A 26,042-nucleotide genomic window follows, 5' to 3' on the forward strand; every position below is an offset into this window, starting at 1 on the left:
GCCACCTTTAAACATGCGCGCATCCAACTACCACATCAACACCCTCAAAGAAGCCCCTTCCGAAGCCGAAGTCGCCAGCCACCAGCTGATGACCCGGGCCGGGATGATCCGCAAGCTCGCGGGCGGCATCTACACCTACATGCCCCTGGGCCTGAAGATCATCCGCAAGGTCGAGGCGATCGTCCGGGAAGAAATGAACGCCGCCGGCGCCATCGAACTGCTGATGCCGGTGGTTCAGCCGGCCGAGCTCTGGCAGGAATCGGGGCGCTGGGAGCAGTACGGCGCGGAACTGCTGCGCATCAAGGACCGGCACCAGCGCGATTTCGTGCTGCAGCCCACGTCCGAGGAAGTCATTACGGACATCGCCCGCAATGAAATCCACAGCTACCGCCAGCTGCCGCTGAATTTCTATCACATTCAGACCAAGTTCCGGGACGAACGCCGCCCGCGCTTCGGCCTGATGCGCGGCCGCGAATTCACCATGAAGGACGCCTACTCCTTCGACCGCGACGAAGCCGGCGCCCAGCGCAGCTACGACATCATGTTCAATGCCTACATGCGCATTTTCGGCCGCCTGGGCCTGGAATTCCGCGCGGTGTCGGCCGACACGGGCTCGATCGGCGGCACCCGCAGCCATGAATTCCAGGTTATCGCCGACACCGGCGAAGACCTGCTGGTCTACAACGCCGAATCGGACTATGCCGCCAACATCGAGCTGGCCGAAGCCCTTGCCTTGTATCCGACGCGCGCCGCAGCCGCCGAGCCCATGGCGGACGTGGCCACGCCGGGCGCCGCCAAGTGCGAGGACGTCGCCAAGCTGCTGGACCTGCCGCTGGAACGCACGATCAAGTCGATCGTCCTGGCCACCGACGGCGAAAAGGGCAAGGTCGACATCTGGCTGCTGCTCTTGCGCGGTGACCACGAACTCAACGAGATCAAGGCCGGCAAGCTGCCGGGCCTGGCGGGCTTCCGTTTCGCCACGGAAACCGAGATCGTCGAACACTTCGGCTGCAAGCCGGGTTATCTGGGTCCGGTCAAGACCGCCAAGCCCGTCCATGTGATCGCCGACCGCACGGTCGCCAACATGGCCGACTTCGTCTGCGGCGCCAATCGCGAAGACTTCCACACCCAGGGCGTGAACTGGGGCCGCGACCTGCCCGAGCCCGAGCAGGTGGCCGATTTGCGCAATGTGGTCGCGGGCGACCCTTCGCCGGACGGCAAGGGCACGCTGTCCATCCAGCGCGGCATTGAAGTGGGCCACGTTTTCTACCTGGGCAAGAAGTACTCCGAAGCGCTCAAGGCAACGTTCCTGGACGAAACCGGCAAGCCGGCCGTGCTGGAGATGGGCTGCTACGGTATCGGCGTGACCCGCATCGTGGGCGCCGCCATCGAACAGAACAACGACGCGCGTGGCATCATCTGGCCCCGCGCGATCGCTCCGTTCGAAGTGGTGATCTGCCCGGTCGGCTGGGGCAAAAGTGAAACGGTGCGTGACACCGCCCAAAAGCTCTATGAATCGCTGCTGGCGCGCGGCGTGGACGTCATCCTGGACGACCGCGATGCGCGTCCGGGCGTCATGTTCGCGGAGTGGGAATTGATCGGCGCCCCCCTGCGTGTAACAGTTGGAGAACGCGGGCTGAACGATGGTGTGGTGGAATTGCAGGCCCGTCGGGAAACCGAAGCCGCCAAGATTCCGGTAGAGTCCGCGCTTGAAGAAGTGCTGACGAAACTCGACACCCTTTAAACCCTATAGCAACTACGGACTTCCCGCGTCCCGACCCGCACCATCATCATCCGTATCGTGACCGATCCGAAGTCCCCCGAATCCCTCCTGCAAGTCCGTGTCTACTATGAAGACACGGATGCAGGCGGGGTAGTTTTCTACGCCAACTACTTGAAATTCCTGGAACGCGCCCGCACCGAGTGGCTGCGCAACCTGGGAGTCAACCAGTCCGGACTGGCCGCCAGCGAACAACGCCTTTTTGTTGTCCGCTCCTTGGACATGTCCTACCGGAAGCCCGCCAGGCTGGATGATTTGCTTACCATACGCAGCCGAGTCACCAAACTGGGCCGCGCTTCGATACACTTCGCGCAGCGCGCGGAGCGCAACGGGGAACTGCTTGCCGAAGGCAACATCCAAGTCTGTTGCGTCGATGCCATTCACATGCGGCCGGCGGAGTTGCCGGCTGACGTCCGCGCCAAACTGGAATTCATTCAGGAATAACCATGCAAGTCACCAACGACATGTCGTTGCTTTCGCTGATTTCGCACGCCAGCGTGCCGGTCCAGCTGATCATGCTGATGCTGTTAGGCATCTCGATCATGTCCTGGACCTACATCTTCGCCAAGCGAATGGCGATCAAGCGCGCCCATACCCAGACCCGCCGCTTTGAAGACGACTTCTGGTCGGGCGGCGACCTGTCCATGCTGCAGCAGGCCGTGGCCTCGCGCCGCGACGAGCAAGGCGCCCTCGCCCGCATTTTCGATGCCGGCATGACCGAATTCCTGAAGGCCCGCCGCGGCAACGCCGGCGGTGACGCCACGGCCCTGCTGGACGGCCCGCGCCGCGCCATGCGCGCCGCCTACCAGCGTGAAATGGATTCGCTGGAGTCGCACCTTAACTTCCTGGCTTCCGCCGGCTCGGTGTCGCCCTATATCGGCCTGCTGGGCACGGTCTGGGGGATCATGCACGCCTTCATCGGCCTGTCGAACATGCAGCAGGCCACGCTGGCCTCGGTGGCCCCCGGCATCGCGGAAGCGCTGATCGCAACCGCCATCGGCCTGTTCGCCGCCATCCCGGCCGTGGTTGCCTACAACCGCTTCACGAATGACATCGATCGCATCTCGATCCGTTTCGACAGCTTCGTCGATGAATTCCTGAACATTCTGCAACGGCAGGTGCGCTAATGCCCTCGGTAAGCTCACGCGGCAGGTCCGGCCGCCGCATGAAGGCCGACATCAACGTGGTGCCGTACATCGACGTGATGCTGGTGCTGCTGGTCATCTTCATGGTGACGGCGCCCCTGATCACGCCTGGCCTGATCCAGCTTCCTTCCGTGGGCGCCGCCTCCGACGTGCCCGTCAAGCCCCTGGAAGTCCAGATTTCGGAAGACGGCAAGATTGCCCTGCGCATGCGCGAGCCTGGCGCAACCATGCAGGACATCGCGCGTACCGAACTGGTCGCGCAAGTGCGTTCGCGCATTACGGCGGAAACCCCGGTGGTCATTGCCGCCGACGGCAAGGTGCCCTACGAGACGGTTGTGAAGGTCATGGACGAGCTGCGCACCAACGGCATCACCCGCCTGGGCCTGCTGGTGGACCAGTCCGCCGGCGCCTCCCAGCCCGCACCCGCGAAAAAACGCTAACGCGCCGCCTTCCGCCGGCCCGGCCGGCATGCACCCCACATGACGCCACCCATTATTCGACACCGCAGCGGCCCACCGGCCACCCCGCCCAACAACGACAACCGGAATTCGCTGATTCTGGCTGTGGCGGTGCATTTGCTGCTGCTGGTCGCCCTGATCTTTGGCGTGAACTGGCGCACAGAGAACCCCGGCCCCGTCCAGGTGGAACTCTGGGCAGACGGCAATTCGCCCGTCTCGCCCCCGCCCACGCCCCAACCCGAACCTCCCAAGCCGCAACCCAAGCCGCAGCCTCCGCCCGAGCCCGAAAAGGCGCCCGAGCCACCTCCCCCGCCGCCGCCTCCGCCCAAGCCCGAACCGCAGGTTCAGCCCAAAACCGAGGAAGTCGATCCCGAGATCGCCATCCAGGAAGCCAAGAAGAAGCGCGAGCAGGAAGAACAGGCACGCCAGGCCGCCGAGGCCGCCAAGGAAAAGGCGCGCCTGGAAGAAGAGCGCAAGCAGGCCGAGCTGAAGGAAAAGAAGCGCCTGGAGCAAGAACGCCAGGCTGCTGACAAGGCTGCCGCCGAAAAAGCCGCCGCGGAGAAGGCTGCTGCCGAAAAGGTTGCCGCCGAGAAGAAGGCCAAGGACGACGCCGCCAAGAAGGCTGCCGCCGAAAAGGCCGCTGCTGAAAAGGCGGCTGCCGAAAAGGCGGAAAAGGCCGAGAAGGCTGCCGCCGAAAAAGCCGCGGCTGAAAAGGCTGCGGCTGAAAAGGCCGCTGCCGAGAAAGCCGCCGCCGCGAAGAAGGCCGCCGCAGACAAGGCGCTCAAGGATGCGTTCCGCAACGACGCGCTCGGCGCCGCGGGCATTCCGGGCGGCACCGCCGACCGCAACCAGGCGGGCGGCGGGCGCGATAGCGGGTATGGTGCCAAGGTCCGCGCCTGCGTCCAGCCCGGGGTGGCTTATCCGCCCCCGGCCCGCAGCGGCTCGGAGAATCCGACGGCACAATACCGGGTACAGTTAGGTTCTGACGGGAAGGTTAACGGCGTCACGCTGACCAGTTCTTCGGGGAACGCCGGATTTGACCGCGCGGTCGAAACCGGCATCCGCCGCTGCAACCCCTTCCCGAAGCCCTCGACGGGCCGCTATGAACCCATCATTGACGTTGTGTACAGAATGTATGATTGACAGGAGATTGATGAATATGACTCCCGCTTATAGTCGACGAGTGCCCCCCTTCGCTCTCTGGCGATCGTATGGACTCGGGCTGCTGATGGTGGCATTGGCCTGCCTGATGGCCATGAAGCCCGTCCATGCGCAGCTGCGTGTCGATATTTCCGGCACAGGGGCAACCCAATATCCCGTGGCCATCGCTGATTTCGCCGTTGACGACACCCACGGCCGCGCGCTGGCCGAAGTGATCCGCGCCGACCTGACCCGCACCGGCCAGTTCCGCCTGATCAACGCCGCCGGCTCCGGCCTGAACGTCGATTCGCCCATCGCCCACGACGACTGGCGCGGCAAGGGCGCCGACTTCATCGCTTACGGCAGCATCACCCGTGGCGCCGATGGCCGCTACGACGTGCGCTACCGTCTGGCCGACACGGTCAAGAAGGCGCAGCTGGATGGCGTGGCGTTTTCGGGCACTGAGCAGGAATTGCGCCGCGTTGCCCACCAGATCGCCGACCGCATCTACGAGAAGATCACCGGCGTTCGCGGCGTGTTCTCCACCCGTATCGCGTATGTGCTGAAGAAAGGCGCCACGTACGAACTGCAGGTGGCCGATGCCGACGGTCAGAATCCGCAGGTCGCCCTGCGTTCGCGCGAGCCGATCATTTCGCCGGCCTGGTCGCCCGACGGCGCCAAACTGGCCTATGTGAGCTTCGAATCCGGCAAACCTGTCGTCTACGTGCACACTTTGGCCACCAGCGCCCGCGCACCGGTTGCCAACTTCAAGGGCAACAACAGCGCCCCCGGCTGGTCGCCCGACGGCAGCAAGCTGGCCGTGGCCCTGACCCGTGACGGTTTGTCGCAAATTTACGTCGTTAATGCCTCTGACGGCTCGAATCCGAGCCGAGTTACGCGTTCTCCCGGGATTGACACCGAACCGAGCTTTACGCCAGACGGTGCTTCCATTATCTTTACGAGTGACCGCAGCGGCGGGCCGCAAATCTATCAGACCGGCTCGACAGGTGGCGAAGCTCGCCGCCTCACGTTTAATGGTGGTTACAACATATCACCCCGAATTTCCCCCGATGGATCGACGCTGCTGTACGTTGCAAGACGAGACGGCGCGTTTCGAATCGCATCCTTGAACCTGTCCTCAGGCTCCGAAGCCTTGCTGACTGATGGTCGTGACGATCAGTCGCCTAGCTTTGCGCCTAATGGCATGCAAGTCCTTTACGCCGCCATCCAAAATGGCCGTAGCGTGCTTGCTGGTGTTTCGAGCGATGGCCGCGTACGACAGACGCTTTCGGTACTGAACGGGGAAATACGTGAACCGACTTGGGGCCCATTTACCCGATAACACGTGTGACTCTCTTTGCAAAGGAACTATCATGAAGTCGCGCATTGCCAAAAGCCTAACCATCGCCGCTCTGGCCGCCACCCTGGCAGCTTGCAGCTCCGTCCCTCTCGACGATAAAGCGGGTCAGGGCGGAGGCGCTGGCCAAGGATCGGCCTCTGGCCAGATCCTTGATCCCTTCAACCCCCAAAGCATCCTGGCGCAACAGCGCTCGGTGTACTTTGATTTCGACAGCTACACCGTGTCGGACCAATACCGTGGCCTGGTCGAAACCCATGCCAAGTATCTGGCCTCGCACCAACAGCAAAAGGTCAAGATCGAAGGTAACACCGACGAACGCGGCGGTGCTGAGTACAACCTGGCCCTGGGCCAGCGTCGTGCCGACGCCGTCCGTCGCATGATGACCCTGCTGGGCGTCAGCGACAACCAGATCGAAACCATCAGCTTCGGCAAGGAAAAGCCGCGGTCGACGGGTACGACTGAAGCCGACTTTGCTGAAAACCGCCGCGCCGATATCAACTATCTGCGTTAAGCTTTTCGCTTAGTCTAGAGCCCTACCACGCGTCGGGACGGTCAGCCGGCCGTCCCGACGTTTGTTTTTATACCCGGGAATATTCATGCGCGATAAAGTTCTGTCCCTGCGTCCTCTGATTGTGGCCACTGGTCTGGTGCTTGCAGCCCTGACGGCGCCCGCTCACGCTTTTTCCGATGATGAGGCCCGCAAGGCCATCCTGGATTTGCGCCAGCAGGTGCAGCAGCAGAACGAGCAAAGCCAGCGCGCCAAGCTTCAACTGGCTGACCAGATTCAAGCCTTGCAACAGGAAGTCGCCCAGCTGCGCGACCAGCTCGAGCTGGTGTCGCGGCAGCAGCCCAGCGCCAAGCCGGGCGCCGCCGCCGGCGGCTCGAATCCTCCGGGAGCCTCTGCCGGCGACCCCCAGGAACAAGCCGCCTATGACGGCGCGATGGACCTGTTCCGCAAGGGCCAATACAAGGACGCAGCCGAATCGCTGGCCGCCTTCACCGCGCTTTACCCGAACAGCCAGCTTGCCCCCAGCGCCCAGTTCTACCAGGGCAGCAGCCGCTACGCGCTCAAGGACTTCAAGGGCACCATCGAGCAGCTGAACGCCATGGTCCAGAAGTCCCCGGACAATGCCCGCGCCCCGGATGCCCTGCTGATCATCGCGGGCAGCCAGATCGAACTGAACAACCGCGCCGGCGCGAAGGCCACGTTGCAGCGCATCGTCCGCGACTACCCGACCACGCCGGCCGCCAGCACGGCCAAGAGCCGGCTGCAACTGCTGCAGTAATGCGGCAAGCCGCAAGCGCGGTTACCGCCTACCGGCACATCCTTCGCCGCCGGGCAGGGCTTATCGCCCTGCTCCTGGCGGCGATTTTCGTTGCGCTGCTGATCGACTTCACGGTGGGTCCGTCGGGCCTGCCGTGGCGCGACCTCTGGCAGACCCTGACGTCGCCCGCCGAGGCGGACCCGACCTACCGCGTGATCGTCTGGGACATCCGCCTTCCTTCCGCGCTGATGGCCGCGCTGGTGGGCATGGCGCTGGGCCTGGCCGGCGCCGAGATGCAGACCATCCTTAACAACCCCCTGGCCAGCCCGTTCACGCTGGGCGTGTCCTCGGCCGCCGCGTTCGGCGCGTCGCTGGCGATTGTGCTGCAGCTGGGCCTGCCGGGTGTTCCCAGTGGATGGCTGATAGCGGCCAATGCCTTCCTGTTCGCCTTGCTGGCGGCGCTGCTGCTGGACGCCGTGGCCCGATGGGGCGGCATGAATACGTCGGGGGTGGTGCTGTTCGGCATCGCGATGGTGTTCACCTTCAACGCCCTGGTGTCGCTGGTGCAGTTCACCGCCAGCGCCGAAGCCCTGCAGAACCTGGTGTTCTGGACGATGGGCAGCCTGACCCGGTCCAGCTGGACGACCGTCGGCGTGCTGGCGCTGGCGTTCGCGCTGGCCCTGCCGCTGGCCATGCGGCAATCCTGGAAGCTGACCGCGCTGCGCCTGGGCGAAGACCGCGCCGCGAGCTTTGGCGTGGACGTGCGCCGGGTACGGGTCGCGGCGCTGGCGCGGGTAAGCCTGTTGTCGGCGCTGGCGGTGGCCTTTGTCGGCACCATCGGTTTCATCGGCCTGGTGGCGCCGCATATCGCGCGCCGGCTGTTTGGCGAGGACCACCGCTACTACTTGCCGGGCAGCGCCCTGGTGGGCGCGGTGATCCTGTCGCTGGCTTCCATCGCGTCCAAGAACCTCATGCCCGGCGTCGTGGTGCCCGTGGGCATCGTGACCGCACTGGTGGGCATTCCCTTTTTCGTGTCCGTCGTGCTGCGCAGGCAACTGCCATGACACTCCCCGCCGACGCGTTGCGCAATCCCGAGCTGGCGGTGGAAGCCCTCACCGCCGGATATGGCCGTGAGGACGTCCTGCATGATCTGTCGATACCCGCGCTGGCCGCGGGCGAAGTCACGGCGCTGCTCGGTCCGAACGGCAGCGGCAAATCGACCCTGCTCAAGGCCTTGGCCGGCCTGGTCCGCGCTCGCGCCGGACGGGCGTCGCTCGACGGCCTGGACCTGACCCGCCTGAATCACGGCGAACGCGCCCGCCATGTGGTGTATCTGCCCCAGAGCCTGCCCGCGGCAGTGCATCTGCGGGTGTTCGAGTCGGTACTGGTGGCGGCCAAGGCCAGCGAAGGCGTGGCGGGCTCCGTCGATCTGCAGGCCATCGACCGGCTGCTGGAACGGCTGGGCATCGCGCACCTGGCGCTGCATTACCTGGATGCGCTGTCCGGCGGACAGAAGCAGCTGGTGGGCCTGGCGCAGGCGCTGATCCGCCATCCCCGCGTGCTGCTGCTGGACGAGCCCCTGTCGGCGCTGGACCTGAACTACCAGTTCCATGTGATGCGGCTCTTGAAGCAGGAAACCCGGGACCACGGCCTGATCAGCCTTATCGTGCTGCACGACCTGAACGTGGCGCTGCAGCACGCGGACCAGGCCGTGATGATTCACGAGGGGCGGCTGCACGCCGCGGGCGCGCCCGCCGACGTGATCACCCCGGCCTCGCTGGCGGCGGTGTACAGCGTGCAGGCCCGGGTGGAGGCCTGCTCCCGCGGACGGCGGCAGGTGCTGATCGATGGACTGGACGAGCACCCCGGGTGACCGGGAGCCGCCCCGCGATCAGGCGCGCTGGGCCACGTCCACCACCGGTGCGCCCGTCATGTCCGCCAGTTGCGCGGGCGTCAGGTTGAACACGGCCTGCGGGTGGCCGGCGGCGGCCCACACGCTGTCGTAATTGAACAAGTCCGCATCCAGCAGCATCACCGGCTTGACGGCGTGGCCGATGGGGCAGACGCCGCCGATCGCGTAGCCTGTCATGTCGCGCACGAATTTGGCGTCGGCCTTGGCCAGCGCGCCCACTTGCGTCGCCACCTTGACCTCGTCCACGCGGTTGGCGCCGCTGGCGATGACCAGCACCGGCGCATTGTCGGAAGCGCGCCGGAAAATGATGGACTTGGCGATCTGGGCGACCTCGCAGCCCAGCCCCGCCGCCGCTTCCGCCGAGGTCTTGCCCGTTTGCGGCAGAACCACGACGGGCTTGTCGTGCCCCAGCTCCAGCAACAGGCGAGCGACACGCTGGGCGGATTGGGGCAAAGCGGCGAGAGACTCTGGGGACATCTGGACGAACTCCGATCAAGGGATCAGGCGCGCGAACCGCGCGCCGGCAGGCCGGAGTCGAGTTTATCAGCGTCGGGCGGCGTCGCCCCCCGGCCACGCCGGGCTAGAATGCGGACCTGGCCCTCCGTCCCGACCTCCATGCGTTCCGAACCCGTCCTGCCCCTGCAAACCGCGCTTATCGGCGGTTATGCCATGTCCTACACCGAATTCGGCAGCGGCACGCCCCTGGTCCTGGTGCACGGATCCTTGTCCGACAGCCGCTACTGGAAGTCGCAAATGGCGCCGCTGGGCCGGTCCTTCCGTGTGCTGGCCGTGTGCCTGCGCCGGTACTGGCCCGAAGCCTGGGACGGCGAGGGCGACGGCTTTTCGATCGCACAGCATGCCAGCGACGTGCTGGAGTTCATCGACACGGTGGCGGGCGGCCCGGCCCATCTGGTGGGCCATTCCCGCGGCGGACGCGTGGTGCTCGAGGCGGCCCTGCGCCGGCCGGACGCGCTGCGCAGCCTGACGCTGGCCGATCCCGGCCTGCCCCTGCCCGGCGGCGGCGACGAGCGCGGCGGCTTTCGCCAGCGTGCGCTGGCGCTGATCCGCCAGGGAGAGATCGAAGAAGGCCTGGCGCTTTTCGTGGATACCGTGACCGGGCCGGACACCTGGCAGCGCATGGTCCCGTGGTTCAAAGAGATGGTGCGCGACAACGTCGGCACGCTCTTCGGCCAGGCGGTCGAAAAGCCCGAAGCGCTCACGCCGCAACAGATCGGCGGCCTGACGCTGCCCGTCCTGCTGATCGGCGGCGCGCTCAGCCCGGCGCCCTATCCCGCCGTGCTGGATGCGCTGTCGCAATGGCTGCCGCATGCCCATCGCGTGACGATCACCGGTTCGTCGCACGGCATGAACCTGGGCAATCCGCGCGCCTTCAATGGCGCCATCCAGGAATTCATCGGGGGCTGAGCCCGCGGGCCGGTCAGGGTTCGACCGAAGGCGTGTGCTTCAGGCGCCGCAGCACGAAGGTGGAGCGGCTATGCCGCACGCCGCGCAGCTTGTACAGGCGCTTGCGCAGGAATTCCTCGTAGCCCTCGGTGCCGGCCACGGCCACCTTGATCAGGTAGTCGTATTCGCCCGTCACCAGGAAAGCTTCGACCACCTCCGGCAGGCGGGTGATCTCTTCGCCGAAACGCGCCAGGGTCTCGTCGTCGTGATGCTCCAGCGTCACTTCGATCATGACCGTATCCGGCAAGCCCAGCGCCTTCTGGTTCAACAAGGCCGCGTAGCCTTCGATCACTCCCGCCTCTTCCAGCGCCTTGACCCGGTTCCAGCAAGGCGTGGGCGACAACCCGACCAGCTCGGCCAGCTTCAGGTTGGTAAGCCGCCCGTCCGCGCGCAGGGCGCGCAGGATCTTGCGGTCGGTTTCGTCGATTTTGGGCGGTGTGGACATGATTGCGGGCGGAAAAAGAGAATATCCCTGTAAGTATTAATTTTACAGGAAGGATATTTCTCAAATTCCCGCAAACCGGCGTGAATCAGGAAACCTATTCTGCCCACCTGCCCGTAGACTTTCCAGCAAGACGAGCATCTATCCCGCCCGTCGGTTTTCGGTGCTAACGCTGCGGCACAACCCGGCGCCAGCGCCGGTAGTTCCCACGCAGCAACCCGCGCGCCGATCCGCGCGGCTGGAAACCATGTCCCACGCAGCAGCAGTACCCGCAAGAACCGGTCTGGGCCTGTCCGGCACCGCCATGCTCCTTACGGCCCCGGCGCTGTTTGCCTCGAACATGGTCGCCGCCCGCTGGGCCCATGATGCCAGCCTCCCCCCCGTCTTCCTGGCTTTCGGCCGCTGGCTGATCGCCCTGCTGATCCTGCTGCCGCTTGCCGCCCCCGCCTTGCGCGCGCATCGCAAGACGCTGTGGCGCGGCCTGCCCGCGCTCTTGCCGTTGTCGGTGCTGGGCATGGGCGTGGCGGTGGCGCCGCAATACATCGGCGCCCAGACCACCAGCGCCACCAACATCGCGCTGATATTTTCGTGCAGTCCCATCCTGGTGGCGCTGCTGGAAGCCCTGATCTGGCGCAAACCGCTATCAGCGCAGCGCGCAGCCGGCCTGGCTCTGGCCCTGGGCGGCGTGCTGGTGGTGCTGGCGCGCGGCGATGCCCAGGCGCTCGCCCGGCTGGCGTTTGGACAGGGCGACCTCTGGGTCCTGCTAGCGGCGACCGGCTGGGCGTTCTACACCGTGCTGCAAAAGCGGCTGACCCTGCCCGCCGTGCCGGACAGCGCCCGGCTGGCTGCGATGATGCTGGGCGGCGTGCTGGCCTTGGCCCCCTTTGCCGGCATCGAAGCCGCGACCGGCATGGCGCCGCCCTGGACGGATCCGCGCCTGGCGGCCGTGCTGCTGTTCCTGGCGGTGGTGCCCAGCCTGGGCGCGTATTACGTGTATGGCCGGCTGATCAGTCAGGCGGGCCCGGCGACCGCGGGCCTGTCCATGTTCCTGGTGCCGGTGTATGCGGCGCTGCTGGCCTGGCCGCTGCTGGGCGAGGCCCCGCAGCTGTTCCACGCCTATGGCTTCGTGATGATCCTGCTGGGCGTGAAGCTGGCCTCGTCGCGCATGCGCGCGGCGGCGGCCACGGCCGCCGCCTGAGACCGGAGCGATCAGGCTCGCCGGCCCGTGCCCTGGGCCGCGATGACTTCCTGCGCGACCTGGCGCGGCGTCTCCGCGTAGTGCTTGAACTCCATGGTGTACGTCGCGCGTCCCTGGGTCAGCGAGCGCAGCGAAGTCGAATATCCGAACATCTCGGCCAATGGCACTTCGGCGCGCACCACCTTGCCGCCGCCGCCCGCGATGTCTTCCATTCCCTGCACCATGCCGCGACGCGAGGACAGGTCGCCCATGACGTTGCCGGTGAAGTCCTCGGGCGTTTCCACCTCGACCTGCATCATCGGTTCCAGCAGCACCGGATCGGCGCGACGCATGCCCTCCTTGAACGCCATCGACCCCGCCATCTTGAAGGCGTTTTCGTTCGAGTCCACGTCATGGTAGGAACCAAAGAACAGCGTCGCCTTCACGTCCACGACAGGGTAGCCCGCCAGCACGCCGGCATTGAGCGATTCGCGGATGCCTTTGTCGACCGCCGGAATGAATTCGCGCGGCACCACGCCACCCTTGATGGCATCGACGAATTCGTAGCCCTTGCCGGGCTCCTGCGGCTCCAGTTTCAGCACCACGTGCCCATACTGGCCACGGCCGCCGGATTGCTTGACGAACTTGCCTTCGACCTCGTTGCAAGGCTTGCGGATGGTCTCGCGGTACGCCACCTGCGGCTTGCCCACGGTGGCTTCGACTCCGAACTCGCGCTTCATGCGGTCAACCAGGATTTCCAGGTGCAGCTCGCCCATGCCGGAGATGATGGTCTGGCCGGATTCCTCATCGGTCCGCACGCGGAAGGAAGGATCCTCCTGCGCCAGCCGGCCCAGCGCGATGCCCATCTTTTCCTGGTCGGCCTTGGTCTTGGGCTCCACCGCCTGCGAGATCACGGGCTCGGGAAAGACCATGCGTTCCAGGATGATGATGTGCGCCGGATCCGTCAGCGTGTCGCCGGTGGTGACGTCCTTGATGCCCACGGCCGCGGCGATATCGCCCGCATAGACCTCGGTGATCTCACGCCGCTCGTTGGCATGCATCTGCAGGATGCGCCCCAGGCGCTCCTTCTTTTCCTTGACGGGGTTGAATACCGAATCGCCGGACTTCACCACGCCTGAATAGACGCGGAAGAACACCAGCTGGCCGACGAAGGGGTCCGTCATGATCTTGAAGGCAAGCGCGGAGAACGGCTCGTTGTCCGCCGGATGGCGTTCGATCTCGCGATCGCGCTGGTCGTGGCCCTTGATGGCGGGCACGTCCAGCGGCGATGGCATGTAGTCGATGACGGCGTCCAGCATGGCCTGCACGCCCTTGTTCTTGAAGGCGCTGCCGCACAGCATCGGAACGATCTCGTTGGCGACCGTGCGGATGCGCAGGCCCTCTTTGATCTCGGCTTCGGTCAGCGGCACGCCCGACAGGTATTTTTCAAGCAGGGTCTCGTTGGCCTCTGCGGCCTTCTCCACCATCTTGTCGTGCCATTCCTGGGCTTGCGCCTGCATCGAGGCGGGGATTTCCTCGTATTGGAATTTCACGCCCTGGCTGGCTTCGTCCCAGATGATCGCCTTCATCTTGACCAGGTCGATCACGCCCTCGAAGTGGTCCTCGGCGCCCACCGGTAACTGGATGGGCACGGCGTCGCCCTTCAGGCGTTCGGCGATCTGGCGATGCACCCGCAGGAAGTCCGCGCCGACGCGGTCCATCTTGTTGACGAAGGCCAGGCGTGGCACCTTGTACTTGTTGGCCTGGCGCCAGACGGTCTCGGATTGCGGCTGCACGCCGCCCACCGCGTCATAGACCATGACGGCGCCATCCAGCACGCGCATGGAGCGTTCGACTTCAATGGTGAAGTCCACGTGGCCCGGCGTGTCGATGATGTTGATGCGGTGTTCCGGGTAATTGCCCGCCATGCCCTTCCAGAAGGCGGTGGTGGCTGCCGACGTGATGGTGATGCCGCGTTCCTGCTCTTGCTCCATCCAGTCCATTACCGCGGCGCCGTCATGCACTTCGCCGATTTTGTGGGTAATGCCGGTATAGAAGAGGATGCGCTCGGTAGTCGTCGTTTTGCCTGCATCAATATGGGCGCTGATGCCGATATTGCGATAAAGATCGATGCGCGTCTTGCGAGTCATGGCCTCTTCCCTTGCAGTGAACTGCCTGGCAAAACGGCAAGCCCGACCGGGCCTTGCCGCGGCGGGCGCCATGCCGCATGCAGTGCTTGGGTGTTGCGAAACCGCGCCCGCGCTGATGGCTAAATATTACGCGCCGCGCGGCAAGATACAAGCGCCGCGAGGAAAAGGGACGTATCAATTCCGCACCCATGAAAAAGGCCCCTCAAACGAGGGGCCCTGGCGCGAAACGAGCATCGGCGTGCGTGCACGCCGGATGCGCGCGGCGACTACTTCTTGTCTTCCTTGACGCGATACACCAGCACGGCGGTGCTGGCCAGCGACAGCACCTTGGCGGTGACGCTGCCCAGCAACAGGCGCGACAGGCCGCTGCGGCCGTGGCTGCCGATGAAGATCAGGTCGCAACCGGTGTCGCCGGCAGCCTGCACGATGCCGTCGGCCACATTGAAGTTGGACACGGCGCGAGATTCGGATTTCACGCCGGCGGTGTCGGCGCGGTCGGTGATTTGCTTGAGGTACTTGTCGGCTTGCTCGGCGGAGGCCTTTTCGTAGTCTTCGTCCGTGATGGCATAGGCCGCGGCCATGCCGTCGAAACCGATCGTGGCCGCGAACGGCTGCGTCACGTAGAGGGCAACGACTTCAGCGCCCACGGAACGTGCAAAGCAAATGCCCGCATTGGCGGCTTGTGCCGAGAGCGGCGAACCGTCGGTGGGAATCAGGATCTTCTTGAACATCTTGCCTGCTCCTGTTTGAGAGGAATCTTTATGCTACCGGAAAGCCGCCAGGTTCACATCAACTGAACCCGGCCAGCTTGACGAGCGTCAATGCCCGCTTCAGCCCAGCTGCTGGGCTGCGGCGAACAGATTGGTGCAGCGGGTGCCGGTGCGGCAGTATGCCAGCACGGGGCCCGGCAAGGTGCGCAGCAGTTCCGCGAAACGCACGACATCGGCGGCGGTCATTGCGCTGCCCACGACGGGCTGGTATTCGATCTTCAGGCCGGCGGCCTGCGCGGCCTTGGACACGTCGGCAGCGGTGGGCTGGTCCGGACCGCCTTCGAAATCGGGGCGATTGATGATGACGCTCTTGTAGCCGGCGGCGGCGACATCGGCCATGTCGTCGGGACCCAGTTGCGGGGCGACGGCAAAATTCTGGGTCAGGGGTTTGATGGGTGCGGACATGACAGTTCCTTCAATGGCTTCAACGAGATAGCTGCGTATTATTGATTGTAGGAGCCGTTTTGCGCGAAGAGTTTTTCCAATTCGGTCCAGATTCCCCGGTGGTCGGCGATGGACACCGAAAACCGCAGCATGGTGGATGGCGCCTGCGACGGCGAGAACAGCGTGCCCGGGGCCAGCAGCATGCCGCGGTCGGCGGCCTGGCGGGCCAGCACCTCGGTATCGCGCCCGCAATCCGCCCAGACGAACATGCCCGCGTGCGGCTCGTGATGCACCGTCAGCCCCAGCTTCAGCAGCCCCTTCATGCAGCGCTGGCGGGCGTCGTCCACCCGCAGGCGCACGCGTTCGATATGGCGCCGGTACTGCCCTTCCATGAGCACCCGATGGACCACGCGCTCGCCCAGCTCGGGTGAGGTCAGGCCGGCCAGCATCTTCAGGTCGGCCAGCTTTTGCAGGATGTCGGGATTGGCGGCCACATAGCCCACGCGCAGGCTGGCCGCCAGCATCTTGGAATAGCCGCTTACCAGGATCACGCGGTTCAGGCGGTCCAGCGCGGCCAGCTTCATGGCGCCGCCCGGGTGGAGCTCGCCGTAGGTGTCGTCCTCGACCACCATGAAGTCATGGCGCTCGGCGATGCGCAAGATGCCATAAGCCGCCCCCGCCGACAGCGTATGGCCGGTGGGGTTGTGGACCGCGCTGTTGACGATGAAAAGCTTGGGCTTGTGCTGGGCGGCCAGTTGTTCAAGCAGGGCGGTGTCGGGGCCGTCCGGACCGCGCGGCACGCCGATCAGGCGCGCGCCGAAGGCGGCAAGTCGGCCGAAGATGACGAACCAGGCCGGGTCCTCGACCAGAACGGTGTCGCCCGGCTTGACCAGATGCCGGGCGATCAGGTCCAGCCCGTGGGTCACACCGTTGGTTGTCAGCAGATTGTGTTCGGGATGCGCCGGCACGCCGTCGTTCTGCAGGGACGCGGCGATCTGCTGGCGCAGCGGCGCGAACCCCTGGGGGTGGCCGTAGCTGACGAGGTGCGCGCGCACGGAGCGGCCCACGGCTCGCACGGCGCCCGCCACCATTTCCGGATCCAGCCAGTCCGCCGGCAGCAGGCCGGCTCCGCCTGGCATGCCTGGCGCGTTGGATTCGCGGAACATGCTGCGCAGCAGCCAGGCGATGTCCACCCGGGCGGGCGGGGTCAGGGAATTGGGCGGCGCGGAAGCCACCGCCGCCAGCGGGCCGCTGCGCGCCCGCACGAAAAACCCCGCGCCCCGGCGCGATTGGACCAGCCCGCGCGCGACCAGCCGGTCATAGGCCTCGACCACGGTGAAGCGGCTGACGCCCGATTGTTCGGCCATTTTGCGTATGGACGGCAGCCGGGTGCCCGGCCGCAAGCCTTGCTCGTCGATGCGGCGGGCCAGGCCGTCGGCCAGTTGCGCCACCAGGGTGGCATCGGCCTGGCGGACGGGCTGCCAGGGCAGGGAAGACGCGGGAGCGGAAGCAACTGTCATGGAGTTTTTACCAGGCCAGTGATTAAAGTGACATGCCAATGTGTACCGGTACTGTACCGATGACTATGCGTAGAGTGACAGCAATACCGAAAGCCTGCAACTGCGGGCTGCCGCAACTGCCGTGTCCAATCTGGTGCCGTCATGACCCGTCCCGCGTTTTATCCCTCATCCCCGGCCGCCCCCGCCGCCGCCTCACCATGGGAGGGCTATGGCTACGGTTTCCTCGGCGTGCTGGTCTTTTCCCTGACCCTGCCGATGACTCGGCTGGCGGTCGCCGAACTGGCGCCCCTGCTGGTCGGCCTGGGGCGGGCGCTGGTTGCGGCCGTGCCCGCCATTGCCCTGCTGTGGATCACCCGCAGCCGCCGCCCGAATCGCCAGGAGTGGCAAGGGGTCATCCTGGCGGCGGCGGGCATCGTCGTGGGCTGGCCGCTGGCTTCGTCGCTCGCGATGCAGACCGTGTCGTCCTCGCATGGCGCGGTGTTCAACGGATTGCTGCCGCTGTCGACGGCGGCCTTTGCCGCCCTGCGCAGCGGCGAGCGCCCCTCGCCCGCCTTCTGGGGCTGGGCTGTCGTGGGAGCCGTACTGGTCACGACCTATGCCTTGCGCCAGGGCCATGGCACGCTGTCGGTGGGCGATCTGTGGCTGCTGGTGGCTGTGGTGCTGGGCGGGATGGGTTATGCCGAGGGCGCGCGGGCCTCGCGCACGCTGGGGGGATGGCGCACAATATGTTGGGCGCTGGCGATCAGCGCCCCCGTGGTCGCGGCGCCGGTGGTCTGGATGGCCGCGCAGGCCGCCTGGCCCAGCGCATCCGTTGTTTCCGCCTGCGCCTACCTGGCATTCGGCTCCATGTTCCTGGGATTCTTCGCCTGGTATCGCGGCCTGGCCGCGGGCGGGATCGCCCGGGTGGGACAAGTGCAATTGCTGCAGCCCTTCCTCACCGTGGTGGCGGCTGCATTGCTGTTTGGCGAATCCGTGGAGGCGGCGACGTTCCTGTTCGCCGTCGCCGTGATCGTCGTTATCGCCGGCGGACGCCGCGCCATCGTCAGGATTTCAAAATGAGCATGTTTCCCTCCAGTCTGGCCGACGTGCCCCTGGCTTCGCTGTCGCTGCTGGGCCCCCTGGCGCTGTTCGCGCTGGTCAGCTCCATCACGCCCGGCCCGAACAACGTGATGCTGGCCTCGTCCGGGCTGAACTTCGGCTTTCGCCGCAGCCTGCCGCATCTGCTGGGCGTGAACCTGGGATTCACCCTGATGATCTTCCTGGTGGGCATCGGCCTGGGGTCGGTCTTCCAGCAGGTGCCCGAGCTGTACACCGTGCTGAAGTACGCAGGCGCCGCCTATCTGCTCTACCTGGCCTGGAAGATCGCGAATTCGGGCGGCATGGACGAGGGTCAGGCGCGCGGCAAACCCTTCACCTTTCTGCAGGCCGCCGCCTTCCAGTGGGTCAATCCCAAGGCCTGGGTGATGGCCGTGGGCGTGGTGGCGACCTACACGCCGCAGAACGGCTTCTTCGCGAACCTGGTGATCGCCACGGTCGTGTGCGGCATCGTCAACCTGCCCAGCATCGGGATCTGGGTGACTTTCGGCACGGCGCTGCGCCGGGTGCTGCACCGGCCCGCCGCGATCCGCGCCTTCAACGTGGGCATGGCCTTGCTGCTGGTGGCCTCGCTATATCCCGTCGCGCTGGAACTGCTGCGCTGACGCAAGGTCAGGCCAGAAGACCGACGACCACCGCCGGGGTGACCAGCACGTTGAACAGGCCGGCCATCACCATGACCAGGCCCGCCACGGCGCCTTCTTCGGCCGCCAGTTCGCGGGCCTTGGCCGTGCCCGCCCCATGTGCGCCCATGCCGAACAGGGCGCCTCGCGCCAGCGCCGAACGCAAGGGCAGCCAGCGGCGCATGAGCTGGCCGATGGCCGCGCCGAACACACCGGTGACGATCACGAATACGGCGGTCAGGTCCGGCACGCCGCCCACATGGGATGACACCGCCACGGCAAAAGGCGTGGCCACCGAGCGCGGCAGCAGGCTGAGCCTGAGATCCGGCGGCAGGTCCAGCAGGCTGCCCAGCAGCCACGCGCTGGCGCCCGCGATGCCGCTGCCCACGGCGACGCCCGCAACCAGCACCGGCCAGTAGCGGCGGATCAGCGCCCGCTGCTCGTACAGCGGCAGCGCGAATGCCACGATGACCGGACCCAGCATGGCCATCAGCCAGTGGGATCCAGACATATAGTCGCGATAGCCGGTGTGCAGCACGATCGCCAAAACCAGCAAGAGCGCCGGAGCGACCACCAGCGTCGATGTCCACCAATAGGCGTAGCGGCGGTAGAACAAACGCGCGCAGACATAGGCCAGCACCGTGGCTGCGGGCCAGAACAGCAGATTGAATTCAGACGGCATGGCGGTTCATCCAGCGGTAGCAAAGATCGATGGTCAGCGCCGTGCCGGCCATGACGAGCGCCGTTCCGAGCAGGATGACGACCAGCAGCTTCAGGCCCAGCATCCCGAGGAATTCGCGGTGGTCCAGCAGCGACATGACGGCGGGCACGAAGAACAGCAGCATTTCGCCCAGCAGCCAGCTGGCGCCCCGCTGCACATTGCGCACGCGCAGCCGTCGCGTCGCCAGCAGGGCCAGCACCAGCGCCATGCCGATGACGCCGCCAGGCACGGGCAGCCCCAGGGCTAGGGCCAGCGCCTGGCCCAACAGGGAAAACAGGACGATCAATGCGATCTGCAGCAAGCGGCTGCGGCGCAGCGTGCTGCGCAAAAGAACGGAGTGGCGAGGGCGGGGCATGAGGCAAATTCCAGCGGCAAGCTGATGTTTTACGCCCGGCGAACCTATAGATAAAATGAATTCGATGAATCCAACATATTCCATATTGGCATAACCATGGAACTGCGCCCCCTGCGAGCCTTGGTCGAAGTCGTCCGCCAGGGCGGTTTCTCCCAGGCAGCCAAAGCCATCTACGCCACCCAGCCGACGGTGAGCAAAGCCGTGCGCCAGCTGGAGGACGAACTCGGCATGCCGTTGCTGGACCGCCACGCACAGCCCATGCGGCTGACGGCGGCAGGCGAAATCGTCTATCGCCGTGCCCTGACCATGTTGGCCGAACGCGACGATCTCCATGCGGAACTGGACGAGCTGAAAGGCTTGAAGCGAGGCGTGCTGCGGCTGGGCCTGCCGCCGCTGGGCAGCAGTTCCCTGTTCGCGCCCATGTTCGCGCGCTTTCGCAGCCGCTATCCGCGGATCGAGATCAGCCTGGTCGAACACGGCAGCCGCCGCCTGGAAGAGATGGTGATGGCCGGCGAAATCGAACTGGCGGCGTCTCTGAGACCAGTGCCCGACAATTTCGAATGGCAGCCCGTTGCCCGCGAGCCCCTGGTCGCGCTGATGCCTGCCGACCATCCGCAGGCGCGCGCCGGGTCAGTGGGGCTGCGCGATTTGCGCGACTCCCCGTTCATCCTGTTCGAGACGGGCTTCGCCCTGAACCGCATCATTCACGACGCCTGCGAGCGGGCCGGCTTTGCGCCGACCATCGCCGCGCGCAGCGGCCAGATCGATTTCATCGTGGCGCTGGTGGCGGCCGGGCTGGGCGTGGCCTTCCTGCCGCGCATCAAGGCCAACGAAGCACTGCACGCGGGCGTGGCGCGCGTGCCGCTGCGAGATGCGGGGACGGATTGGGAAATGGTCCTAGTGTGGCGCCGCGGCGGCTATCTGTCCCATGCCGCGCAAGCGTGGCTGGCGCTGACCCGCGAGGTCCATCCCGGCGCGGCCTGACGGCGGGCGCTGGGCCAACCCGCCCGCCCCGGGGTATGCTGATGCCGGAACCCGCCGGCCCGCCCCGGGTCAGACAAATCATGCCCGCCCTGCCCCGATTCTCTCCTCGCCGACTGTTCGTCGCCGCCCTGCTTGCCGCCACTGGCGTGGTGGGCTGCACCCAGCTGGATTCCTGGCAGCGCCAGACCATCTTTTCTCCCCAATCGGAACCGCAGACCTGGTGGCGCGAGCCCGCCGCCGGCACCGAGGTGTTCGACCTGGTGCTGGCCAATGGCGACAAGGTGCACGCCTGGTACTGGCAAAGCCCGCAGGCGAATGCGCCCACCGTGCTGTATCTGCATGGCGCGCGCTGGAACCTTAACGGCAGCGCATTCCGCATCGACGGCTGGACCCGCATGGGCTATTCCGTGCTGGCGATCGACTATCGCGGCTTCGGCGCGTCCACCCCGCGGTTGCCGTCCGAGGAAAGCGCGCTGGAAGACGCCATGGCCGGGCTGAAGGAACTGGCGCGGCGCCAGCCCGACGCGGCGCGCCGTTTCGTGTACGGACACAGCCTGGGCGGCGCGATCGCCATCGATCTGGCCGCCCGCCCCGAGCAGCCTGACTTTGCAGGACTGATCGTGGAGTCCAGCTTCACCAGCATCGGCGCGATGCTGTCCACCCTGCGGTGGGGCAAGGTGCCGGGAGCCAGCCTGCTGGTCACGCAGCCCTTCGCCTCGGTGGACAAGCTGGCGCAAATGCACACGCCCATGCTGTTCATGCATGGCACCGCCGACCGCGTGGTGCCGCACACCATGAGCGACGAGCTCTTCGCCGCTGCGCGCAACGTGGCGCCGGACCTGAAGCGGCTGGTCAAGATCGAAGGCGCCTCGCATTCGGGGGCCTTCCGCAGCGGGACGCAGTACGAAGCCGCCGTGAAGACCTTCATGCAGGATGCCAGCCGGGCCTACCAGCGCAAGAAAGGCTGAGCTTGCGCCACCGCGCCATCAGGGACGCGGATTCGTTGACGGGCTATCCGGACCAGCTCACGCGCAAGGCGATTGCGTCGTGGCCGCGGGCGTGGCGTCCACGCGGCCGCGGGCCAGCCACTTCATGACGCGGGGACGGGCACGGTCATAGGCCAGGTTGTAGAAGAAGGCGTAGGGCAGGTAGAACAGCACCAGCGCGATGTCCAATACAAAGGCTTCCCACAGGCTGATGCTGAGCCACCAGGCCGCCAGCGGGATCACGATCAGGATCAGGCCCAGCTCGAAGCCGAACGCATGCACGACGCGCACCCGGAAGCTGCGGGTCCAGCCCATGCGGTTTTCGACCCGATCGAAGCCGGCGTTGTAGATCATGTTCCAGACCAGCGCGATCCACGCGATCACGGCGGTCAGCACTCCCATTTCGAACAGGGATTTGCCCATGGCCCAGGCCGCGGCCGGGGCGCACAGGCCGATGGCGAGGATTTCGAACAGAAAGGCGTGAAGGAATCGTTCTTTGAGCGTTTTTTTAGCTTGCGTCATGACCCACCTGAGGTCGGTTGCTACTGAGTGGAAGCCATTCTCGACGATATTTCCGTTACGATAAAGATGATATCCATCGGAAAATCCGATAACCCTTAAGGTCGCCACCATGCGCCACTCCCTGGAATCCCTGGCCGCCTTCGCCCAAGTCGCCTCCGAGGGCTCGTTTTCGGCCGCCGCGCGCAAGCTGGGCAAAAGCCAGTCCACCATCAGCGAAACCATCGCGAACCTGGAAGTGGACCTGAACGTCACCCTGTTCGACCGCAGCCAGCGCCAGCCCTCGCTGACCGAGGCCGGCCAGGTCCTGCTCGGACAAGCCTTGCAGGTGCTGGCCGCCAACGATCGCCTGAACCGCAGCGCCAGCCAGCTATCCGAGGGACTGGAGCCGAGGCTCACCGTGGTGCTGTCCGACACGTTCCAGTCCCAGACCTTCGAGGCCATGCTCAGCCAGATCGACCAGCGCTATCCGGCGCTGCGCTTCGAATGCCTGATCGCGGAGTACGAAGACGTGGTCGCGCTGGTGCAGCAGGGCCGCGCCCACGTGGGACTGATGGCGGCGCAGGAAAGCTACCCGCCGGACGTGGCGCACGCCTGCCTGGCCGAGGTGTCCGAAATCGTCCTGTGCGTGGGTCGCACCCATCCTCTGGCCAGCTTGCCCTCGGTGACGGCCGATCACCTGACCGCGCAACGGGAACTGCGCCTGAGCACCTTCGAACTGGACGACAAGGAGGCCCCACCGGCCAATTCGACCTGGTCGGCGCCCGGCTATCTGATGCTGCTGGAAATGGCCAGCCTGGGATTCGGCTGGACCGAATTGCCGCGCTGGATGATCCAGCGCTTCGGCCGCGATCAGTTGGTGGAGCTGAAGGTGCCGGGGTGGCCCCGGCACATCCGCGTGGACGCGGTATGGTCCACGCGCCGCGCCCTGGGTCCGGCGGGCGCCTGGCTGCTCCAGAGCCTGACGCAGGGATAGGCGCGGGCTGTGCGAGCCGCTGTTCAGCGCGCCACGGCGGGCAGGCGCGAGATGCGCACACCGTTGGCGCTGAGCCAATCGCCCAGCTTGGGGCTGGCCAGCACGTCGAATTCAGCCCGCCGCTGGAGCGCCATGGCGCTGCTGTCCTGGCTGTCCAGCGCGGGGTGGCACATGAGCAGGTCGCAGTCGCGCGCATTGAACAGCCAGTTCTGCAGCAGGCCGGCATAGCGTCGCTTGCCGCCGTTGAATCCATAGACCCCCAGCAGGCGGCGATTGGTGCGCAGGCCGTTCTTGCGCGCCTCGCGCGCCAGCGCCGCCGCGCCCAGTGCGCCGATGATGCGCGCCTTGAACGATTCCTTCAACGGAATGCCGCACTGCGTGCCGGGCGCGGTCTGGCGCAGCCACGGCATGCGTGTCCCGTAGCGCTGCTTGAGCAGCGCCAGGATGCGCTTGCGGATGCCGGGCAGCTGATGCACGTGCTGATGCCCGTCCACGTAGTCGGGCGCACGGCCGAATGCCGCCTCGAAGGCGTCGAACTGACGCACAAGCTGCGCGTCGATCCAGGCCGCATCGAGCAGGCCGGCGTAGGCTTTCAGGATCAGCGCGCCCAGCGCCGGCATTGGTTCATCGCCAGGAACCAGCGATTCCGTGAAGTTCACATGCAGTCCGGCATCCACGTCCAGCGCAGCCAGCCGGCGCGCGTTCGCGGTGAAGGTGGGCCCCAGCGTGAGGCAGCTTACCGCGCTGACCCGGCCCATGCCGGCCAGTGCGATCATGCCCTCATCGATATCGGCATTCATGCCAAAATCATCCCCGCACACCACGACACGCTTGCTCATCGACTCACCTCGACATCCCGTTTCATCAGATTCAATATGCGCACTCTGCTTCAGCAAATCAGCCTTTTCGTCGCCGTCGGATGCGCGGCGTCGGTCACCCATTGGGCCGTTGCCGTTGGTTGCGTAGAAGCCTTCGGCACCGCGCCCCTGGCCGCCAACCTGGTGGGCTGGCTGGCCGCCTTCGTGGTTTCCTTCAGCGGTCACTACCGGCTTACGTTCCGACATTCGCCCATACCCTGGACCATAGCGATCCGTCGTTTCTTTCTTATTTCAGCTACCGGCTTCGCAATCAACGAATCCGCCTATGCCGGGCTGCTGCATGCCACCGACATCCCGTACGACACACTGTTGGCCCTGATCCTGATTGCGCTGGCATTCGCCACCTTCATCGCAAGCCGGTTGTGGGCGTTCCGTCACAAACCCGCTGCCTGAGGGCCGCGTTCACCTCCACCCGCCATATCGCATGCTTCACGCTGCCGGCCTCGGGGCGCAGGCCTTGCAGCGGCGTGTAGGCAGCGCCATCGCCGTGGTTGCCCCACACCCAGAAGCGCGCGCCGTCCGGCGCCGCGCACAGGCGGGCATTGAACTGCGCGGCGCTGATCAGTACCTGCCCGCCAGTTGCCGGATCGAACTTCGCGGCGTCATACAGCTCCTTGCGCCAGTTGTCGCGCACCGGCACGTCGGGATTGATCCAGTCGTCCACCACCCAGGTGGGCCGCGGCGCCTGGGCATACAGCGCCAGGTCGAAGGGATAGGTGTGCAGGGAAACAAAGGTGTCGGCCGGCCGCGCCTGTTCCCGGACGACCTTTGCCAGCGGCGCGGCGCTGCCGCGCGCATTGGTGGCGGCCACGCCTACGGCGATGATGCAGATGCCGGCGGCGACCGCGGCGCTGATGCGCACCAGCCGCGGCGTGACGGTGTCGGTTTCGGCGCGCCACGCCGCCAGGATGACCTCGGCCAGCAGGAAGGCCAGCGGCGCCAGCGCGGGCAGCACGTAGCCGATGAGCTTGGAATGCGGCAGGGAAAAGAACAGCACCACGACGGCGAACCAGATGGCTGCCAGCCGCCGCAGATCGCGCGCCGGATCCTCGGCCCAGAAGGCGCGGCGCAGGATGCCGCCGCCCCACAGCGACCAGGGCAGGCTCAGGCCGGCCACCACCGGCAGGTAGAACCAAAAGGGCTGGGCATTGTTGAAGCCGCCGGCGGCAAAGCGCTGGAAGTGCTGATAGACAAAGAAGTAGTCGTAGAAGCCGGGATACCGCAGCTGCATCAGCACGAACCACGGCGCCGCGACGGCAAGAAATACAAGCAGCGCGGGCGGCCAGAGCAGCGCGGACAAGCCACGCCAGCGCCGCCCCCACACCAGCCAGACCAGCAGGATGGCGCCCGGCAGCACCAGGCCGATCAGCCCCTTGGCCAACACCGCAAGCGCGGCCAGCGCGGCGGCGGCCACCGACATCCAACGATGGGCCTGGCCGCGCTCGGCGCGCAGCGCGGTTTCCGTTGCGGCCAGCACGCATAGCGTGATCATCGCGGCGACCAGCATGTCCAGGTTCGCGAACTGCGCGCCGCCGTAGAAGAACGGCATGGTCGACAGGATCAGCACCGTCAGGGTGGCGGCGGCGGCATCACGGTGGCGCCGCACGAAGACATACAGCGCGGCGGCAGAGCCCCACGCGGCCAGCCATGACGGCACCCGCGCCGCCCAGGGGTGCACGCCAAACACGGAAAACGAGAGTTCCGTCAGCCAGTAATAGAGCGGTGGCTTGTGGAAATACGGCATGCCGTCCAGCAAAGGCACGGCATGGGATCCGCTGCGCAGCATGTCCCAGGCCACGCCGGCATAGCGGCCTTCATCGGGCAGCGTCAGCGGCCGTATCCAGGCCAGCCAGGCCAGCCAGATGCCGACCGCAAGCAGAAACCGTCCTGCCGGCGGGGTCCAGTCGGAGCGCGCCGAGGGGGTGGGATGTCGCATGA

Annotated in this window: 29 protein-coding genes; 18 read left to right on the forward strand and 11 right to left on the reverse strand. The window is 66.0% G+C overall.

Annotation, left to right across the window (positions count from 1 at the left end; translation table 11 throughout):
* The first annotated feature begins 13 nt into the window (after positions 1-13).
* The 10 genes from HLG70_RS18175 to HLG70_RS18220 all read left to right on the forward strand — a co-directional run bounded on the left by HLG70_RS18175 (position 14) and on the right by HLG70_RS18220 (position 9,021).
* Positions 14-1,744 carry a proline--tRNA ligase gene (locus tag HLG70_RS18175; RefSeq protein ID WP_171667375.1) on the forward strand — a complete coding sequence of 577 codons (1,731 nt, stop codon included), beginning with the start codon at positions 14-16 and terminating at the stop codon, positions 1,742-1,744.
* A gap of 57 nt (positions 1,745-1,801) precedes the next feature.
* Positions 1,802-2,224 carry a tol-pal system-associated acyl-CoA thioesterase gene (ybgC, locus tag HLG70_RS18180; RefSeq protein ID WP_171667374.1) on the forward strand — a complete coding sequence of 141 codons (423 nt, stop codon included), beginning with the start codon at positions 1,802-1,804 and terminating at the stop codon, positions 2,222-2,224.
* Between the two features lie 2 nt (positions 2,225-2,226).
* Positions 2,227-2,907, forward strand: a complete 681-nt coding sequence (gene tolQ / locus HLG70_RS18185; RefSeq protein ID WP_171667373.1) for a protein TolQ — start codon at positions 2,227-2,229, stop codon at positions 2,905-2,907.
* Positions 2,907-3,365: a protein TolR gene (tolR, locus tag HLG70_RS18190; RefSeq protein ID WP_171667372.1), complete on the forward strand. Its 459-nt coding sequence runs from the start codon at positions 2,907-2,909 to the stop codon at positions 3,363-3,365. Before tolQ ends, tolR begins: the two co-directional genes overlap by 1 nt.
* A gap of 39 nt (positions 3,366-3,404) precedes the next feature.
* On the forward strand, positions 3,405-4,526 hold the full coding sequence (tolA, locus tag HLG70_RS18195; protein ID WP_171667371.1) for a cell envelope integrity protein TolA: 1,122 nt from the start codon (positions 3,405-3,407) through the stop codon (positions 4,524-4,526).
* Positions 4,527-4,611: 85 nt separating this feature from the next.
* Positions 4,612-5,865, forward strand: coding sequence for a Tol-Pal system beta propeller repeat protein TolB (gene tolB, locus HLG70_RS18200; RefSeq protein WP_419144823.1), 1,254 nt, complete (start codon positions 4,612-4,614; stop codon positions 5,863-5,865).
* 31 nt (positions 5,866-5,896) lie between these two features.
* A complete protein-coding gene (gene pal / locus HLG70_RS18205) occupies positions 5,897-6,394 on the forward strand; it encodes a peptidoglycan-associated lipoprotein Pal (protein WP_171667370.1) in 498 nt (165 codons plus the stop codon).
* An 85-nt stretch (positions 6,395-6,479) separates the two neighbouring features.
* Complete coding sequence (gene ybgF / locus HLG70_RS18210) at positions 6,480-7,169, forward strand: tol-pal system protein YbgF (protein WP_171667369.1); 690 nt, start codon at positions 6,480-6,482, stop codon at positions 7,167-7,169.
* The gene (locus tag HLG70_RS18215; RefSeq protein WP_171667368.1) at positions 7,169-8,212 is read left to right on the forward strand and encodes a FecCD family ABC transporter permease; all 1,044 of its coding nucleotides are present in this window, start codon (positions 7,169-7,171) and stop codon (positions 8,210-8,212) included. The genes ybgF and HLG70_RS18215 overlap by 1 nt, the downstream gene beginning before the upstream one ends.
* Positions 8,209-9,021: an ABC transporter ATP-binding protein gene (locus tag HLG70_RS18220; RefSeq protein ID WP_234103120.1), complete on the forward strand. Its 813-nt coding sequence runs from the start codon at positions 8,209-8,211 to the stop codon at positions 9,019-9,021. The genes HLG70_RS18215 and HLG70_RS18220 overlap by 4 nt, the downstream gene beginning before the upstream one ends.
* A gap of 18 nt (positions 9,022-9,039) precedes the next feature.
* On the opposite strand, the gene HLG70_RS18225 is transcribed toward HLG70_RS18220, so the two are convergent.
* The gene (locus tag HLG70_RS18225; RefSeq protein WP_171667367.1) at positions 9,040-9,537 is read right to left on the reverse strand and encodes a YbaK/EbsC family protein; all 498 of its coding nucleotides are present in this window, start codon (positions 9,535-9,537) and stop codon (positions 9,040-9,042) included.
* A gap of 138 nt (positions 9,538-9,675) precedes the next feature.
* On the opposite strand from HLG70_RS18225, the gene HLG70_RS18230 reads away from it, so the two are divergent.
* On the forward strand, positions 9,676-10,485 hold the full coding sequence (locus HLG70_RS18230; RefSeq protein ID WP_171667366.1) for an alpha/beta fold hydrolase: 810 nt from the start codon (positions 9,676-9,678) through the stop codon (positions 10,483-10,485).
* A gap of 13 nt (positions 10,486-10,498) precedes the next feature.
* Here HLG70_RS18230 and HLG70_RS18235 read toward each other — a convergent pair whose 3' ends face one another.
* Positions 10,499-10,969: an Lrp/AsnC family transcriptional regulator gene (locus HLG70_RS18235; RefSeq protein ID WP_171667365.1), complete on the reverse strand. Its 471-nt coding sequence runs from the start codon at positions 10,967-10,969 to the stop codon at positions 10,499-10,501.
* Between the two features lie 244 nt (positions 10,970-11,213).
* Between HLG70_RS18235 and HLG70_RS18240 the strand changes: the two genes are divergently transcribed.
* The gene (locus HLG70_RS18240) at positions 11,214-12,164 is read left to right on the forward strand and encodes a DMT family transporter (protein WP_234103123.1); all 951 of its coding nucleotides are present in this window, start codon (positions 11,214-11,216) and stop codon (positions 12,162-12,164) included.
* An 11-nt stretch (positions 12,165-12,175) separates the two neighbouring features.
* On the opposite strand, the gene fusA is transcribed toward HLG70_RS18240, so the two are convergent.
* The 4 genes from fusA to HLG70_RS18260 all read right to left on the reverse strand — a co-directional run bounded on the left by fusA (position 12,176) and on the right by HLG70_RS18260 (position 16,967).
* Positions 12,176-14,293, reverse strand: a complete 2,118-nt coding sequence (gene fusA / locus HLG70_RS18245) for an elongation factor G (protein ID WP_171667364.1) — start codon at positions 14,291-14,293, stop codon at positions 12,176-12,178.
* Between the two features lie 266 nt (positions 14,294-14,559).
* Positions 14,560-15,024, reverse strand: a complete 465-nt coding sequence (locus tag HLG70_RS18250; protein WP_171667363.1) for a universal stress protein — start codon at positions 15,022-15,024, stop codon at positions 14,560-14,562.
* 99 nt (positions 15,025-15,123) lie between these two features.
* Positions 15,124-15,468 carry a TIGR01244 family sulfur transferase gene (locus tag HLG70_RS18255; RefSeq protein WP_171667362.1) on the reverse strand — a complete coding sequence of 115 codons (345 nt, stop codon included), beginning with the start codon at positions 15,466-15,468 and terminating at the stop codon, positions 15,124-15,126.
* A gap of 38 nt (positions 15,469-15,506) precedes the next feature.
* Complete coding sequence (locus tag HLG70_RS18260) at positions 15,507-16,967, reverse strand: PLP-dependent aminotransferase family protein (protein ID WP_171667361.1); 1,461 nt, start codon at positions 16,965-16,967, stop codon at positions 15,507-15,509.
* 141 nt (positions 16,968-17,108) lie between these two features.
* Between HLG70_RS18260 and HLG70_RS18265 the strand changes: the two genes are divergently transcribed.
* Both HLG70_RS18265 and HLG70_RS18270 read left to right on the forward strand, forming a co-directional pair.
* Positions 17,109-18,026, forward strand: coding sequence for a DMT family transporter (locus HLG70_RS18265; protein ID WP_171667360.1), 918 nt, complete (start codon positions 17,109-17,111; stop codon positions 18,024-18,026).
* Positions 18,023-18,667 (forward strand): LysE family translocator, encoded by a 645-nt coding sequence (locus tag HLG70_RS18270; protein ID WP_171667359.1) that lies wholly within the window; start codon positions 18,023-18,025, stop codon positions 18,665-18,667. Before HLG70_RS18265 ends, HLG70_RS18270 begins: the two co-directional genes overlap by 4 nt.
* A 7-nt stretch (positions 18,668-18,674) precedes the next feature.
* Here the strand turns inward: HLG70_RS18270 and HLG70_RS18275 are convergent, their stop codons facing one another.
* A complete protein-coding gene (locus tag HLG70_RS18275; RefSeq protein ID WP_171667358.1) occupies positions 18,675-19,367 on the reverse strand; it encodes an LrgB family protein in 693 nt (230 codons plus the stop codon).
* The gene (locus HLG70_RS18280; protein WP_171667357.1) at positions 19,357-19,761 is read right to left on the reverse strand and encodes a CidA/LrgA family protein; all 405 of its coding nucleotides are present in this window, start codon (positions 19,759-19,761) and stop codon (positions 19,357-19,359) included. Before HLG70_RS18280 ends, HLG70_RS18275 begins: the two co-directional genes overlap by 11 nt.
* A 96-nt stretch (positions 19,762-19,857) precedes the next feature.
* Here HLG70_RS18280 and HLG70_RS18285 point away from each other — a divergent pair, with 96 nt between their 5' ends.
* Complete coding sequence (locus HLG70_RS18285; protein WP_171667356.1) at positions 19,858-20,745, forward strand: LysR family transcriptional regulator; 888 nt, start codon at positions 19,858-19,860, stop codon at positions 20,743-20,745.
* 80 nt (positions 20,746-20,825) lie between these two features.
* A complete protein-coding gene (locus tag HLG70_RS18290; protein WP_171667355.1) occupies positions 20,826-21,713 on the forward strand; it encodes an alpha/beta hydrolase in 888 nt (295 codons plus the stop codon).
* Positions 21,714-21,770: 57 nt separating this feature from the next.
* Here HLG70_RS18290 and HLG70_RS18295 read toward each other — a convergent pair whose 3' ends face one another.
* Positions 21,771-22,253 (reverse strand): multidrug/biocide efflux PACE transporter, encoded by a 483-nt coding sequence (locus tag HLG70_RS18295; RefSeq protein WP_171667354.1) that lies wholly within the window; start codon positions 22,251-22,253, stop codon positions 21,771-21,773.
* 109 nt (positions 22,254-22,362) lie between these two features.
* On the opposite strand from HLG70_RS18295, the gene HLG70_RS18300 reads away from it, so the two are divergent.
* Positions 22,363-23,226, forward strand: coding sequence for a LysR family transcriptional regulator (locus HLG70_RS18300; protein WP_171667353.1), 864 nt, complete (start codon positions 22,363-22,365; stop codon positions 23,224-23,226).
* Positions 23,227-23,249: 23 nt separating this feature from the next.
* Here HLG70_RS18300 and HLG70_RS18305 read toward each other — a convergent pair whose 3' ends face one another.
* Positions 23,250-24,065, reverse strand: a complete 816-nt coding sequence (locus HLG70_RS18305) for a ChbG/HpnK family deacetylase (RefSeq protein WP_171667352.1) — start codon at positions 24,063-24,065, stop codon at positions 23,250-23,252.
* 36 nt (positions 24,066-24,101) lie between these two features.
* Between HLG70_RS18305 and HLG70_RS18310 the strand changes: the two genes are divergently transcribed.
* Positions 24,102-24,497, forward strand: a complete 396-nt coding sequence (locus tag HLG70_RS18310; protein ID WP_171667351.1) for a GtrA family protein — start codon at positions 24,102-24,104, stop codon at positions 24,495-24,497.
* Here the strand turns inward: HLG70_RS18310 and HLG70_RS18315 are convergent.
* Complete coding sequence (locus HLG70_RS18315) at positions 24,451-26,040, reverse strand: ArnT family glycosyltransferase (RefSeq protein WP_171667350.1); 1,590 nt, start codon at positions 26,038-26,040, stop codon at positions 24,451-24,453. The two genes, HLG70_RS18310 and HLG70_RS18315, sit on opposite strands and share 47 nt — an antisense overlap.
* Positions 26,041-26,042 lie beyond the last annotated feature (2 nt).

It is taken from the genome of Achromobacter deleyi (assembly GCF_013116765.2).
GTDB classification, from domain to species: Bacteria; Pseudomonadota; Gammaproteobacteria; order Burkholderiales; family Burkholderiaceae_B; genus Achromobacter; species Achromobacter deleyi_A.